The organism is Corynebacterium sp. KPL1986, assembly GCF_000477975.1.
GTDB classification, from domain to species: Bacteria; Actinomycetota; Actinomycetes; order Mycobacteriales; family Mycobacteriaceae; genus Corynebacterium; species Corynebacterium accolens.
Window position 1 is genome coordinate 823,661 of sequence record NZ_KI515719.1, and the last position, 13,276, is coordinate 836,936.

The 13,276-nt window shown below is 60.5% G+C and carries 13 protein-coding genes; 3 read left to right on the plus strand and 10 right to left on the minus strand.

Going from position 1 to position 13,276, the window contains the following annotated elements; genetic code table 11:
• Nucleotides 1–47 precede the first annotated feature (47 nt).
• From infB to rimP, 4 genes are all read right to left on the minus strand, one after another.
• A complete protein-coding gene (gene infB, locus HMPREF1287_RS03840; RefSeq protein ID WP_023017325.1) occupies nt 48–2,921 on the minus strand; it encodes a translation initiation factor IF-2 in 2,874 nt (957 codons plus the stop codon).
• A 107-nt stretch (nt 2,922–3,028) separates the two neighbouring features.
• The gene (locus HMPREF1287_RS03845) at nt 3,029–3,391 is read right to left on the minus strand and encodes a YlxR family protein (RefSeq protein WP_005278765.1); all 363 of its coding nucleotides are present in this window, start codon (nt 3,389–3,391) and stop codon (nt 3,029–3,031) included.
• An 84-nt stretch (nt 3,392–3,475) separates the two neighbouring features.
• Entirely contained in the window at nt 3,476–4,492 is a 1,017-nt protein-coding gene (gene nusA, locus HMPREF1287_RS03850) for a transcription termination factor NusA (RefSeq protein WP_005278763.1), read from the minus strand.
• Between the two features lie 23 nt (nt 4,493–4,515).
• Complete coding sequence (rimP, locus tag HMPREF1287_RS03855) at nt 4,516–5,055, minus strand: ribosome maturation factor RimP (RefSeq protein ID WP_005278760.1); 540 nt, start codon at nt 5,053–5,055, stop codon at nt 4,516–4,518.
• Nucleotides 5,056–5,093: 38 nt separating this feature from the next.
• On the opposite strand from rimP, the gene HMPREF1287_RS03860 reads away from it, so the two are divergent.
• The gene (locus HMPREF1287_RS03860; protein ID WP_023017323.1) at nt 5,094–5,942 is read left to right on the plus strand and encodes a DUF4439 domain-containing protein; all 849 of its coding nucleotides are present in this window, start codon (nt 5,094–5,096) and stop codon (nt 5,940–5,942) included.
• 177 nt (nt 5,943–6,119) lie between these two features.
• The gene (locus HMPREF1287_RS03865) at nt 6,120–6,449 is read left to right on the plus strand and encodes a transglycosylase family protein (RefSeq protein ID WP_005278755.1); all 330 of its coding nucleotides are present in this window, start codon (nt 6,120–6,122) and stop codon (nt 6,447–6,449) included.
• A 127-nt stretch (nt 6,450–6,576) separates the two neighbouring features.
• On the opposite strand, the gene HMPREF1287_RS03870 is transcribed toward HMPREF1287_RS03865, so the two are convergent.
• Both HMPREF1287_RS03870 and HMPREF1287_RS03875 read right to left on the minus strand, forming a co-directional pair.
• Nucleotides 6,577–6,939, minus strand: a complete 363-nt coding sequence (locus tag HMPREF1287_RS03870; protein ID WP_005283569.1) for a hypothetical protein — start codon at nt 6,937–6,939, stop codon at nt 6,577–6,579.
• 59 nt (nt 6,940–6,998) lie between these two features.
• The gene (locus tag HMPREF1287_RS03875) at nt 6,999–8,768 is read right to left on the minus strand and encodes a proline--tRNA ligase (RefSeq protein ID WP_034654255.1); all 1,770 of its coding nucleotides are present in this window, start codon (nt 8,766–8,768) and stop codon (nt 6,999–7,001) included.
• Between the two features lie 30 nt (nt 8,769–8,798).
• Here HMPREF1287_RS03875 and yaaA point away from each other — a divergent pair, with 30 nt between their 5' ends.
• Complete coding sequence (gene yaaA / locus HMPREF1287_RS03880) at nt 8,799–9,521, plus strand: peroxide stress protein YaaA (RefSeq protein ID WP_023017321.1); 723 nt, start codon at nt 8,799–8,801, stop codon at nt 9,519–9,521.
• Between the two features lie 22 nt (nt 9,522–9,543).
• Here the strand turns inward: yaaA and HMPREF1287_RS03885 are convergent, their stop codons facing one another.
• From HMPREF1287_RS03885 to HMPREF1287_RS03900, 4 genes are read right to left on the minus strand one after another with little or no spacing between them, the layout of a single operon-like run.
• A complete protein-coding gene (locus tag HMPREF1287_RS03885; protein ID WP_023017320.1) occupies nt 9,544–10,281 on the minus strand; it encodes an ABC transporter permease in 738 nt (245 codons plus the stop codon).
• A gap of 37 nt (nt 10,282–10,318) precedes the next feature.
• Nucleotides 10,319–11,218 carry an ABC transporter ATP-binding protein gene (locus HMPREF1287_RS03890; protein ID WP_023017319.1) on the minus strand — a complete coding sequence of 300 codons (900 nt, stop codon included), beginning with the start codon at nt 11,216–11,218 and terminating at the stop codon, nt 10,319–10,321.
• 59 nt (nt 11,219–11,277) lie between these two features.
• Nucleotides 11,278–12,039, minus strand: a complete 762-nt coding sequence (locus HMPREF1287_RS03895; RefSeq protein WP_023017318.1) for a response regulator transcription factor — start codon at nt 12,037–12,039, stop codon at nt 11,278–11,280.
• Entirely contained in the window at nt 12,032–13,213 is a 1,182-nt protein-coding gene (locus HMPREF1287_RS03900) for a sensor histidine kinase (RefSeq protein WP_023017317.1), read from the minus strand. Before HMPREF1287_RS03900 ends, HMPREF1287_RS03895 begins: the two co-directional genes overlap by 8 nt.
• Nucleotides 13,214–13,276 lie beyond the last annotated feature (63 nt).

Consider the following 13,276-nt stretch of genomic DNA (forward strand, 5'->3'; position numbering starts at 1 on the left):
AAAGGCCCTCAAGGCGGGCACGTACAGCGGGCCGTAACTAGCAGCGACTAGTCGCGCGGTACCTCGACTTCTTCATAAGCCTGGATGATATCGCCTACCTGGATATCCGGGTAGGACAGCACCATACCGCACTCATAGCCGGCCTTGATCTCGGTCGCGTCGTCCTTCTCGTGACGCAGGGACTCAATCTTGGCATCGGTAGTAATGACGTTGTTATCGCGGAGCAAGCGAACCTTGCCGTTGCGGACAACCTTGCCATCGGTGACCATACAGCCTGCGATGGTACCCACCGAGGAGGACTTGAACAGGGCGCGGATTTCGGCCGCACCGGTGTCGCGTTCCTCGTAAATCGGCTTGAGCATACCCTTGAGAGCGGCCTCGACTTCCTCGATGGCCTTGTAGATAACCGTGTAGTAGCGGATATCCACACCCTCTTGGGTGGCGATTTCCGTGGCCTTGCCCTCCGCGCGAACGTTGAAGGCAATGATGACGGCATCGGAAGCGGCGGCCAAGGAAATATTGGTCTCCGTTACGGCACCAACACCGCGGTCGATGATGTTGAGCTCGACTTCGTCCTCGGTCTTGATATCCAGCAGGGCATCTTCCAGCGCCTCGACGGAGCCGGCGTTGTCGCCCTTGAGGATGAGGTTGAGGGTCGAAGTCTCCTGCAATACCTTGTCCAGATCCTCCAGGGACACGCGCTTGCGCTGCTTTGCCTGCAAAGCAGAACGCTTACGAGCATCGCGCTGGTTGGCAATCTGGCGGGCCACGCGGTCATCATCGACCACGAGCAGGTTATCGCCAGCACCCGGCACGCCGGACAGGCCTTGTACCTGTACCGGGCGGGAAGGACCGGCTTCCTTAACGTCCTCGCCAAACTCATCGAGCATGCGGCGCACGCGACCATGCGCATCGCCTACCACGATGGAATCGCCGACGTGCAGCGTACCGCGCTGGACGATGACCGTAGCCACCGGGCCGCGACCGCGGTCCAAGTGGGCCTCGATGGCCACGCCCTGGGCATCCATCTCTGGGTTAGCCGTGAGCTCGAGGGCGGCATCGGCAGTCAGGATGACAGACTCCAGCAGCTGGTCGATGTTCTGGCCCTGCTTAGCAGAGATATCCACGAACATCGTGTCGCCGCCGTACTCTTCAGGCACCAAGCCATACTCCGTGAGCTGGCCACGGATCTTTTCCGGCTGGGCCTCCGGCTTATCCACCTTGTTCACGGCCACGACAACCGGGATATCGGCAGCCTTGGCGTGGTTGATGGCCTCAACCGTCTGTGGCATGACGCCGTCATCGGCGGCGACAACCAAGATGGCCAAGTCGGTGGACTTCGCACCGCGGGCACGCATGGCGGTAAAGGCCTCGTGACCAGGGGTATCCAGGAAGGTAATGGTGCGCTCGCCATCCACGTCAACCGTGGTCTGGTAAGCACCGATTCCCTGGGTAATACCGCCGGCCTCGCCGGCTGCCTCATTGGTCTTACGGATGGTATCCAACAGGCGGGTCTTACCGTGGTCAACGTGGCCCATGACGGAGACGACTGGAGGGCGATGTTCGAGGGCCTCTTCGCCGCCTTCGTCCTCGCCGAATTGCAGGTCGAAGGACTCGAGCAGCTCGCGGTCCTCGTCTTCTGGGGAGACGACCTCTACCTTGTAGTTGATCTCGTCACCGAGCAGCTGCAGCGTATCTTCCGATACGGATGCGGTTGCGGTGACCATCTCACCCAGGTTGAACAGTGCCTGCACCAATGCTGCTGGATCGGCACCGATCTTCTCCGCGAAGTCAGACAGCGAAGCGCCGCGGCGCAGGCGGACGGTCTGCCCCTTGCCATCTGGCAAGCGGACGCCGCCTACGACGTGCTTCTGCTGCTCTTCAAACTCATGGCGCTTTTGCCGCTTCGACTTCTTGCCCTTGCGTGGTGCGCCACCGGGACGGCCGAATGCACCGGCGGTACCGCCGCGACGCCCACCGCGTCCACCGCGGAAGCCGCCGGGACGACCGCCACCTGGGCCACCTGGACCACCAGGTCCGCCGTGGCCACCGCGACCGCGGCCACCGCGTCCGCCACCGCTCGGTGCCTTGGACGGCATCGAGGCTGGGTTCGGATGCGAAGGCATCATGGCAGGCGATGGACGACGTCCACCGCCGCCACCCTGGCCTTGGTTCTGATCCTGGCCCTGACGGTTATTACCGCCTTCGTTGCGGCCGCCGCGCTTTCCACCACGGTTATCGCCGGGGCGGTTGCCACCGCGCTGGCCCTTGGAGCCACCGGGGCGTGGGCCTGGGCGGTTGTCTCCGCCACCCGTGGAAAATGGGTTATTGGCCACGCGGCGGGATCCGCCGGGCTTAGGCATCGGTCGCGGCATGGCGTTGCCTGGGGTCGGGCGCTCGCCCGACTTCTTGGCATCGCCTTGACCTGCGTTCTGGCCTGGCTTCGGTGCACCTTGGCCGGGCTTCGGCGCCGGCTTGCCAGCGGCAGCGCCTGGCTTTGGTGCTGCCTGACCTGGCTTGGGGGCAGCCTTAGCGGACCCTGCGCCTGGCTTCGGTGCAGCGTCGGATGGCTTCGGTGCCTGTGCACCTGGCTTAGGGGCGCCGGGCTTCGGCGCAGCGGATTTCGCGCCGCCCTGTGCACCTTGACCTGGCTTCGGCGCAGGCGATGCCGACTTCTTGGCGTTGCCCTGGCCGGGCTTAGCGGGCTTGGCAGCCTTCTCAGTCTTGTCTGCCTTAGCTTCGGTGGCATCGCCACCGGACTGTGCTTCATAGTGAGCACGCATCTTCTTGACCACCGGTGGTTCGATGGTCGAGGATGCGGTTTTAACGAACTCGCCTTGTTCCTTCAGGGTGGCGAGCAGTTCCTTGCTGGTTACTCCGAGCTGTTTTGCCAACTCGTGAACACGTAGCTTTCCGGGCACTTGTCTCCTCTTGGTATCGCCTAGGAGCCAAGGCCGCGAAAAACTGGCCTGACTCCTAGTTAAACGTTCTGGACTTTCATCGCTGATGCTTCATCGTTGTGCGCTCATCAGTGTTCGGTCTTCCTTTTTAACTCTGGTGTGTACGAATCTTGTGCAGGTTGTTCCGCACACGGTACTTTTTCGCCCTGTACATTTTCGCACTGTGCTTCCAAGTACCTACGTACCTGACCTGTGTCCACGGATGCGGACGTGCGGAGCGCGCGCTTGAAAGCATGTTTGCGCTCAGCTAGCTCGAGTGCAGAAAGCGTGGGGCTAATCCATGCGCCGCGGCCGGGAAGCCGCCGGAATGGATCCGCCACCGCACGGCTGCCGTGGGGATCATTGGCATCAATGACCACCCGCAGCAACTCCGTATCGGGCATGCGTTGACGCGTAGCGATGCAAGTACGAAGCCGTTGAGTCTGCGACATCGAACTCCTTAACTTTCGCTGCGTCTTCATGTCCCTTTCTGCATCTGGGCCGTTTACTAGCCTACGCTATATATCCGCAATTCCTTAATTCGCGTCCGCATCTGAATGAATATCGATCTTCCATCCGGTCAAACGGGCGGCGAGCCGCGCGTTCTGGCCTTCCTTACCAATGGCAAGGGACAGCTGGTAGTCAGGGACGATGACGCGCGCCACCTGCTCCTCGCTATCGAGCACGGTCACCTTGATCACCTTCGAGGGGGCCAAAGCATTGCCCACATACACGGTGGGATCCTCGCTGTAATCGATGATGTCGATCTTTTCCCCACCCAGCTGGCGCATGATGTTATTCACGCGCTGGCCGCGCGGGCCGATGCACGCACCCTTGGCGTTCAGGCCCTTCGCGTGACCGATGACGGCGACCTTCGAGCGGTGCCCAGCTTCGCGGGCAATGGCGATCATTTCCACGCTGCCATCCGCAACTTCCGGAACTTCCAGTTCAAAAAGACCGCGCACCAGCTCCGGGTGGGTCCTGGACAAGTTGATCTGCACATTGGCGCCATTGCGGTTTACCCCCACCACATAAGCCTTGATGCGGTCACCGTGCTGCAGCTTTTCCCCGGGGATTTGTTCTGCGGGAAGCAGGATGCCGTCCTGCGATTCCAGTTCAGAGCCGAGCTGGACCACGACGATGCCGCGGGCATTGGCATGCGCATCGCGCTGGACGATGCCACTGACAACGCGCCCGCTAAGCTCCGAATAGGAATCAAAGGTGCGCTCGGCTTCGGCCTCGCGCAGCTTGCGCAAAATCGCTTCGCGTACGGCGCGTGCACCCACGCGGCCAAAGTTATCCGGGGTGTCATCGTATTCACTGGTTACTTCCCCGGTTTCGGGGTCGCGCTCAGTAACGATGACGCTGACGGCACCGGTGGTGGTATCGATGTCTACCCGGGACTTGGTGCCTTCGGCCTTACCCTCCGCGGTGGATTCGCGGTAATCCAGGTAGGAATACAACAAGGCACTCGCAATCGCCTCCAACAGATCATTGACGGGGACCTGTCGTTCGGATTCGATAGTGCGAAGTGCCTCAAGATCAATATTCACTTGTCTGTCCTCTCGATTGCCGGTTAGCTCTCGGCTTCTGCAAATGGCTGGTGCACGGCGTCTAGCTCACGCTGTGATGGCTGTGCAAATTCAATTTCTACCACTGCGTGGGCAATGTTTTCCAATCGCTCCACTTCTGTATGCACCTCGTTTTTCTCAGAGGTGATAAGGACAACGGCATCTTCGGCCGCGTTGAGCGCACCGATGCGCGCGGTATGGCTCTTGTCGTCGCCGCGATTAAAGGTCACCTTCCGCCCCTGATTGCGGCGCCAGTGACGCGGTGAGGTCAGCGGCAGATCCACGCCTGGGGTGGAGACCTCCAAGGTATATCCGGCGCCAAAATTCAGCTCACCCGTTTCCTCTTTCTCATCGAAGAAGGCCGAAATATCGTCGGAGACCTCTTCCAAGACATCGGAGCTAGGCCGCTTATCACCATCGATGCGGATGATGACCTGTGATTTCTTTCCCGCCTTGGTGGTTTTAATATCCTCCACGTCGAGCCCGCGGGCTGCAAGGCGAGGTTGGAGCAAATCAGTTAATTGTTGTGCATCTGGGAAAGCCATGCCCACTAGCCTACGTCCTTCGAGGTACAGTCTTTTGGGTGAACCGCCGACGTATTGCTTTAACCTGTGTAGCCTCGACTGCCACCCTGCCCGCGCTTGCGGGTTGTTCCGCAGTCGATTCCGTCGTCGACTATTTTGGCCCGCGCCCAGAAGACGCACTCGAGCGCCTCGCCGTGGCCGCCGCGAGCGATGGACTCGCCCTCCAAGGTGTCGACGATGAAGCCGCGGATATGCGCAGCTCCCAGGCCGATGCGCTGTTTGCGGAAATTGCGCGCCTCTGCGGCACCGATGACCAAGGCAATGTCCCGCACAGCTGTGAGGTGGACCGGCCCACGCAGGCACCTCCTGCCACAGATTCCTCCCAGGTGCTAGAGGAGGCCGCCTCGGCCACCACGGAAGCCGCCGATGAGGTCAGTTCTGAGTCGCGGCCGATAGTTACCCAACAGGCCATTACGCTCAATGCCTGGCTGCCTGGCGATGCCCCCGATATCCCCACGCTCTCCCAACCCCAGCGCGAAAGCGCCACCGATTTGCTGCAGTGGGAATACGAGCAGGTCTTTGGGCTGGATTTCGCGCGGGCCTATAGCGATCCTGCTGCCGAGGGGCGCATCGATAAGCTCTTAAGCCTCCATCACCACCGCATCGACCAGCTGCAGGAGGCGATTAGCCAAAACGGCGAGGTTCCACAGCCAGAGCCTGCCTATTCCTCCGGTGGAACAACGCTTCCCAGCGATGCGGATTCCGCTGCCGCATTCCTGGATACCATGATGGAGCAGGACGCGGATAAGTGGCACGCGGCCGCAGTGGCCGCAGCGCAACAGGAAAGTCCAAACCAGGAGTGGCTGAACTGGCTTATCGGCATCGCCGCCGAATCCCAGGCAGCATAGCGCCCAGCGTTGCCTTACATCCCCAGCCTGAAGATTCACTGGCCGGCGGGCAGTGAAAAATCAGCGAGTTATAGGCCGATATTCATTGCTAATGCCTCCAGGCCCTACGTAATTTGGTGGATTACGTGCTTGTTGGAGATTCCACGAGCCAAAACAATGAGAAGGAGTGCTTTCTCAATGCGTACTAAGAAGACCTTGCTCACTATGGCAGCAGCTACGTTGGGCATCGCGGGCATTGCCGCCCCTGCCGCCAACGCCGCCCCGGAAAGCGCGTGGGACCAGGTCGCCGCGTGCGAATCCGGCGGTGACTGGCACATCAACACCGGCAACGGCTACCACGGCGGACTGCAGTTCTCGCAGCAAACCTGGGCCGGTAGCGGCGGCACCCAGTACGCGCCCACCGCGGACCAAGCCACCAAGGAACAGCAGATTGAAATCGCTGAAAACGTCCTTGCCACCCAGGGAGCTGGCGCATGGCCTAATTGCGGCGGCCCCGTGGCCGGCTAATCGGCTTCCTTATACAGCGGTAGCGTGATGCCGCCTTGAGCGCGGCATCACGCAAGCAACCGACTCCCCCATTTTCCACTTGGGATCTATTTCCCGGGAAAATTGGGGAGTCGGTTCTTTTTAGGTTTTATGCCCTACCCTGCGCGATCTTCCATGCGTAGCGAATCAACGGAATCTGCAGCGGCAGGCGAATGATGTGATACAGCTTCTTCGGCCATCGCGCATCGCGCTCGATCCAGGCGTGGTACATATTCGCCGGCCACACGGCAAGAAATAGCGCCGCGGCGGACGCGCCGCCGGATTCGCGGGTGGCGCGATCGGTGAGCAAATAACCGGTAGCTATCTCCCAGGCGCCGGAGGCGAAGTTATACAACCGCGGCGAGCCCGGCAGCTGTGGCGGCACAATGGATTCGAAGGTTTTGGCGCGCAGGAAATGCAGCGTGCCCATCGTGATAAGGGCTGTGGGGAGCACGTTTTTATTAAGTCTCATGCTTCCCACGCTACCCTGCCGGTGCTTATAGGCGCCGGGCTTTAGCGCGGTGATTTAAGCTAGGCCCGCACCAACTCGAGGAGTTTGTCCACGATCTCATCCGCAGGTACCTCCAGCGTTTCTTGGCCGCGGATGCGCAGCTCGATGATGCCGTCTTTGAAGGCGCGGCCCACGATGGCCACAAACGGCATGCCGAGTAGCTCTGCGTCCTTGAACTTCACGCCCGGGGAGACCTTGGGGCGGTCATCGAAAAGCACCTCAAGGCCCGCCTGGGATAGCTCTTCTACCAGCTTATCGCCGGCCTCCATGGCCGCGGCATCCTTATTCGCCACCGCGACGTGCACCTGATACGGCGCCACCGCCACCGGCCAATTCAGGCCCTTATCATCGTGGCGTTGTTCTGCCAGCACGGCCAGCATGCGGGAGATGCCGATGCCATAAGAGCCCATCGTGGGGATGGCGCGCTTGCCGTTTTCATCGAGGATTTGCACGTCAAAGGCCTCGGTGTACTTGCGGCCCAACTGGAAGATATGACCCAGTTCGATGCCGCGCTGCAAGGCCAAGGTGCCCTGGTTATCCGGTGCGGGATCGCCCTCTTTCACCTCTGCTGCTTCCACGAACTCATCGACGTGGAAATCGCGGCCGGCCACGCAGCCCACGACGTAGCAGTTTTGCGCATCCGCGCCGGTGATCCAGGAAGAGCCCTTGACCACGCGGGGATCGGCAAAGACCTTCACGCCATTGGAGTTCAGCGCGCGCGGGCCCACAAAGCCCTGCTCCAAGAAATCGTATTGCGCAAAAATCTTATCGCTGGCCAGGGTGAACTCTGCCGGTTCCAAGGCCGCCTCGAGGCGCTTGGGATCCAATTCGCGGTCGCCCGGAATCAACACGGCCGCCAATTCCTTCTTCTCTGCAGATTCCTCTAGCGCTGGGTGGGTTACCTCCACCATGACGCATTTAAGGATATCGGCGGCTCGGACCTCATGGCCGTCGACGGCGATGTCCTCGGTCTTCGCCCAGTGCACAAGCGCTTCAATGGTGGCGGCATCCGGGGTACGGTATTCCTTCGCCGCGGGCTGGCCCGCAATATCTTTTTCTGGGGACGCTTGGGTCACGACCGCCTCTACATTGGCCGCATAATCGCCCTCGGTGGAGCGCACGAAGAGGTCTTCGCCCACCTCAGAAAGCGCCAAGAACTCCTCGGAGGCGGACCCGCCCATCGCGCCAGAGGTGGCCTTACAAATGGCATAATCGATTTCCAAGCGGTCAAAAACATTCTGATATGCCTTGCGGTGGCGGGCATAGGAGGAATCAAGCCCCTCATCGTTCATATCGAAGGAGTAGGAATCCTTCATCACGAACTCGCGCCCGCGCAGCACCCCGGCGCGGGGTCGTTCCTCATCGCGGTACTTCGTCTGAATCTGATACAAGGTGACTGGGAAATCCTTGTACGAGGAGTACATGTCCTTTACGGCGTTGGCGAACATTTCCTCGTGTGTTGGCCCGAGCAGCAAGTCGGCATTCTTGCGGTCCTGCAGGCGGAATAGGTTGGGGCCGTATTCCACCCACCGGTTGGTCTTTTCATAGGGCTCGCGCGGCAGCAGGGCCGGGAAAAGCATTTCTTGCCCGCCAATGGCATCCATTTCTTGGCGTACTACGTCTTCGATCTTGCGCAGGGTGCGCAGACCCAACGGCAGCCAGGTGTAGATGCCCGGCGCGACGCGGCGCACATAACCGGCACGCACCAGCAGCTTGTGGCTGGGGACCTCGGCATCGGCTGGGTCCTCACGAAGGGTGCGGAGAAATAGTTCAGAAAGGCGGGTAATCATGGTCAAAATATACATCGCTACCCTAGCTATATGCTCATTGTCCTCCCTCCTTCAGAAACCAAGGCCCATGGCGGCACCGGAAAGCCGCTTGATTTTGCCAACCTATCTTTTCCAGAACTTACCGATACGCGGCGCGAAATAGCCGCTGAGCTGCAGTCTCTTCCCGTTGATGAGGCGATGGTGGCGCTGAAGCTCTCGGAGAAGCTGCGCGGTGAGGCCGAATCCAATAGTCAGCTTTTTACCACCCCCACCATGCCAGCGGTGGAGCGCTATACTGGCGTGCTTTTTGATGCACTTTCGGCGTCCACCCTTCCCTCGTGGAGCCGCCTTGCTATTGGCGATGCCCTCTTCGGCCTCCTGCGCGCGGACGACCCCATCCCTCATTACCGCTTATCGGGCGGTTCCAAGCTGGGAGGTCGCACCATGAAGTCTTTTTGGGGCAAGCAGATAACGCAGGCGCTAGAAAACATCGACGAGCTGGTTGTGGATCTCCGCTCGGGCACCTACCAGCAATTGGGCCGGCTGCCTTCGGCGGTGACGGTGCGGGTAGAAAGCGTGCAACCAGATGGCTCGCGCAAGGTGGTCAGCCACTTTAACAAGCACTACAAGGGCCTGCTGGCCCGGGAGCTGGCGCTTTCGCCTGCCGATGCCTTCAGCGCCGCCGATGTCGCCGCTATCGCCCGCGCGGCCGGCATGACGGTAGAGGAACCACCGCACGGCTCACGGGAACTTACCCTCGTCGTATCCCCGTAACGCGCGAGCGCCTGCGGGGAGCCTAAACTACGGCACGGCGGCGCTGAACGGCTGCGGCCCCGCCGAGGACCGCCACCACCATGGCCAAGACGATGACGCCGGATGCCCATTGCGGGGCCATGAGGCCGAAGGTGTCTTGGCCTTGGAAGAACGTGCGCAGGTTGGCATCGGGCAGAATCTGCAAGATGTATTTGGCCCAGCCCATGTTCAGCGAGGTCAGTACGCTTTCGATGACGAAGTACTCGATTATCAGCAGCATGGCCGCAAAGGTGCCGCTGCGCAGGATATATGCCAGGCCGGTAGCAAGCAGGGTGTAGACGATGTATTCCACAAAGGTAAATAGGAACACGGCGTTATCTGGGTAATGGACGAAGCTGGAGAAGTCATAAGTTCCGCCGAGTGCGACGTTAATTAGCATGCCGAGTATGCCGGCAAGTGCCGCGGCCGCCACGTTGGCCACGGTGATGACGAGGATTTGGCTCGAGAACACCCGCATGCGCCGGTTGGTAGATAGGTAGCTCCAGGCGACGGTGCCTTTTTGGAGGTCGCCGCCGACGAGCGTGGCCGAGGAAAAGATCATGATGACCACGGCGAAGATGGCGCCGATGGCCACGTCGGAAGATTGAAAGTCGCTGGCGTCACTGCGGATAGCTCCCATCAGCACGTTCGCGGCGGTTAGGCCAACGGTGATGATAGCGAGGTAGACCCACGTTGAGCGCAGGGAAAATATCTTGCGGGATTCAGAAACGATGGTGTTCATGGCTCGTACTCTGCCTTTCGATAACGGATAACGAGGGTTATGCGGAGCGGTAATCCAGGTGGTCTGCGGTAGCGCCGAGGAAGGCATCTTCTAAGGAGGGATGCTTGACCTCAAGGCTGCTGATACGGATGCGGTGGTCAAAGCACAATTGGCCGACCTCGTCGCGGTCTAGGCCGGTAATGCGCAGAACCTCCCCATCAAAGGAGGTCTCTGCCTGCGAATCGTGCAGCAGACGGGCCAGCTCTTCAGGTTGGTCCACGACGACCTCCACGGTGGAGGCACCGGAGGCATTGACGAATTCTTCTACCGTTCCTTCACCAACGAGCTTGCCCTTGCCGATGACCACTAGGCGGTCCGCCGTCAGCTGCATTTCTGAGAGCAGGTGGGACGACACCAGCACGGCGCATCCCCCGGCGGCGAATTCCCGGATGCGGTCGCGCATCCAGTGCACGCCTTCAGGGTCCAGGCCGTTGACGGGTTCATCGAGAAGCAAGTGCTTGGGCTGTCCCATCATGGCGCAGGCGAGGCCCAGGCGCTGCTTCATGCCAAGCGAATAGCCCCCGATGCGCTTTTTCGCCACCTTTCCGAGCCCGACTCGTTCCAGGGTGTCATCGACGTGGTTCATCGATACTCCCTGGAGTGCTGCCATATAGCCCAGGTGCGCGCGAGCACTGCGGCCGGGGTGGAACCAGTTGGCATCAAGCAAGGTGCCTACTGTGGAGGCGGGATCGGGTAGTTCGCGAAATGGGGTGCCATCGAATGTGGCGGTGCCGGAGGTGGGATTTTCTAGACCGACGCACATGCGCATTGTGGTGGATTTGCCGGAACCATTGGGCCCTAAGAACCCGGTGACTTGGCCATCGGGAACCTCGAAGGAAAGGCTATCTACTGCTGTAAAGGAACCGTATTTCTTGGAAAGCTGTGTGACTGTGAGCATGGTTTTATCCTGGCGCTTTCCCGGCGCGAAGTAACCATCCTCGAGGCGGATTTAGCCGTTCATCCCTGGGGATGAGAAAGCAGTTCTTCCACGGTGACCACGCCATGGGTATAGGCATACAGCACGGCCTGGACGCGGTCGCGGGACCCAGTCTTGGTCAGCACGTGGCGCACGTGGGTCTTGACCGTGGCCATGGAGACAAACTCCTCTTCGGATATTTCGGTATTCGAATACCCCAGCGCCATGAGCCTTAAAATATCCATCTCGCGCGGGGTAAGTTCCGCGGACGGCGGGGCCGTAGCGGTGGTGGCGCCTGGCTGTGCAGCCGCGGCGGTGTGCGAAGCCGAGTGCGCCTTCCTACTGTCCCCACCCTCCTCGCTGCGGACTTGTTGGAGCACCTGGGCGGTAATGCGCGGCGAAAGCACGGCCTCACCCGAGTGCACGGTGCGAATGGCTGAGAGCAGCTCCTCGGGCTCGACGTCTTTGAGCAAAAATCCGGATGCCCCGGCAGAGATTGCACTGTGGACAAAGTTGTGATCATCAAAGGTGGTCAACATGATGACCTTGGTCTCCGGGAATTCAGGGAGAACTTCCTCCGTGGCCGCAATGCCGTTGACCCGCGCCATTTGCACGTCCATGAGGATGATATCGACGGGCTTTTGCCGCGCAAGGTCCAGTACCTCATCGCCATCGGAGGCCTGCCAGACCACGCTCATATCCTCCTGCGAGCCGATCAGCATGGCGAACCCGGCGCGCAGGAGCGGTTGGTCATCGACAAGCGCAATGCGAATGGGCTCAGATTCCTGTTCCGGATTAGACATGCGGTACCTCCACGATGATTGCAAACGTTCCATCCTCGGCCTTGGTGGACACACTGCCACCATAGGCCTTCACGCGCTCTTTCATCCCGATGAGCCCATAGCCTGGGCTGTGGTCCTCGTCCGGCTGCGCCATGGGGTTGTGCCCCTCGATAACAAGCGCCGACCTATCGCTGCGAAAGCGCAGGGTTCCCCTATTTTGGCTGGAGTATTTGAGCATATTGGTCAGCATCTCCTGCACGATGCGGTAGATGGTGAATTGATAGAGCTCATCGCTATCGGCGGGTAGCTTTTCCATGCCGTAGACGGTGATATCGAAGCCGGCGCGCCGGGCTTCCGAAAACAGACCTGCGATGTCTGAGGTGCCTGGGGCCTTGGTTTCCCCGCGCGCGTCTTCTTCGCGCAAGACGGAAAGCAGGCTGCGCATCTGTTTTAAGGATTCGCGGGAAGTAGAGGCGATGGTATCGAGTGCCTCCGTTGCTACCTTGGGGTCTTTGGCGGCGGCGAACCGGGCGCCATCGGCAAGCGCGATGACGCCGGCGAGATTGTGGGCGACGATGTCATGCATCTCGCGGGCGATGCGATTGCGCTCCACGGCGCCGGCCATCTCCGCGCGCTCGATGAGCAGCTGTTGGCCCTCCCGGCGCTTCCGGTTATTGGTGCCGAGCAGGTAGAAAAAGCCGAGGACCGGCCAGCCGAGCAGGACCGTGCCAGCATAGACAAGCAGCGGGCTCATGGTCGCATCGCCCAAGCCGATATCGCTGCCCGCGAAGACCTTTTCCCCAAATAGGCTTGCGGTGGTTCCCGCCAGCGAGCCCAGGGCAATCCAGGCAAGCCAGATATAGCGCAAGCGCTTGCGCGAGTGCGTGCCGATGAGAAAAGCCGTGTAGGCGAAAATCGGGGCGTGGAAGTTCTCCAGGGAGGCCAAGGGCGTGAAGATGCACAGCGTCATGGTGCCGGCGATGAAGAAAATGGACTTTTCTTGCAGCTTGGGATGCAGCCACAGCGCCAGCGGGATGCCTACGGTGTACAAGACCGCGACAATGGCCTGGAAGGGCGAATCGGTGTGCAAGAAGTTCGCGGCATTGGGCAGCAGCACGCCGAAGAACACGGGGATGATGATTCGCCACGGCGGGCCAATCCAGTCGCGCAGACGATCCGGCCAAAGCTTAGTCATAAGGGCAAGGCTAGCGCAGAAGCCAGTCGGCCGGCCTCATCCCCAGGGCTGACTACACTGGCG

Coding starts and splice junctions, on each gene's coding strand:
- HMPREF1287_RS03845 (WP_005278765.1), bottom strand. CDS start 3,391: ATGTCGCAGACTCAACGGCTTCGTACTTGCATCGCTACGCGTCAACGC.
- rimP (WP_005278760.1), bottom strand. CDS start 5,055: ATGGCTTTCCCAGATGCACAACAATTAACTGATTTGCTCCAACCTCGC.
- HMPREF1287_RS03865 (WP_005278755.1), top strand. CDS start 6,120: ATGCGTACTAAGAAGACCTTGCTCACTATGGCAGCAGCTACGTTGGGC.
- HMPREF1287_RS03870 (WP_005283569.1), bottom strand. CDS start 6,939: ATGAGACTTAATAAAAACGTGCTCCCCACAGCCCTTATCACGATGGGC.
- HMPREF1287_RS03875 (WP_034654255.1), bottom strand. CDS start 8,768: ATGATTACCCGCCTTTCTGAACTATTTCTCCGCACCCTTCGTGAGGAC.
- yaaA (WP_023017321.1), top strand. CDS start 8,799: ATGCTCATTGTCCTCCCTCCTTCAGAAACCAAGGCCCATGGCGGCACC.
- HMPREF1287_RS03885 (WP_023017320.1), bottom strand. CDS start 10,281: ATGAACACCATCGTTTCTGAATCCCGCAAGATATTTTCCCTGCGCTCA.
- HMPREF1287_RS03890 (WP_023017319.1), bottom strand. CDS start 11,218: ATGCTCACAGTCACACAGCTTTCCAAGAAATACGGTTCCTTTACAGCA.
- HMPREF1287_RS03895 (WP_023017318.1), bottom strand. CDS start 12,039: ATGTCTAATCCGGAACAGGAATCTGAGCCCATTCGCATTGCGCTTGTC.
- HMPREF1287_RS03900 (WP_023017317.1), bottom strand. CDS start 13,213: ATGACTAAGCTTTGGCCGGATCGTCTGCGCGACTGGATTGGCCCGCCG.